Genomic DNA, 527 nt, shown 5'->3' on the forward strand with positions numbered 1-527 from the left:
CGGCTCGGCTCGAGGAGCACCAGAAGGGCCAGATCATCGTCGATGGCACGGAGCTCACCAACGATCTCAAGAAGATCGACGAGATCCGCCGCGATGTCGGCATGGTGTTCCAGCACTTCAACCTGTTCCCGCATCTGACGATCCTCGAGAACCTGACGCTGGCGCCGATCTGGGTGCGCAAGATGCCCAAGAAGGACGCCGAGGAGATCGCGATGCACTATCTCAAGCGCGTCAAGATCCCGGAGCAGGCGGCGAAGTATCTGGGCCAGCTCTCGGGCGGCCAGCAGCAGCGTGTCGCGATCGCCCGCTCGCTGTGCATGAGCCCGAAGATCATGCTGTTCGACGAGCCGACCTCCGCGCTCGACCCCGAGATGGTGAAGGAAGTGCTCGACACCATGGTCTCGCTGGCGGAGGAGGGCATGACCATGCTCTGCGTCACCCACGAGATGGGCTTCGCCCGCCAGGTCGCCGACCGCGTCATCTTCATGGACGCCGGACAGATCGTCGAGATGAACACCCCCAACGAG

At 63.2% G+C, this 527-nt stretch carries 1 protein-coding gene; it reads left to right on the forward strand.

Annotated elements, in window-relative coordinates; all coding sequences use genetic code 11:
- Positions 1-527, forward strand: a 527-nt coding sequence (locus AC1DIN_RS29925) for an amino acid ABC transporter ATP-binding protein (RefSeq protein WP_476812362.1), incomplete at both ends; no start/stop codon positions are given.

The organism is Allobosea sp. 05T438, from assembly GCF_056396025.1.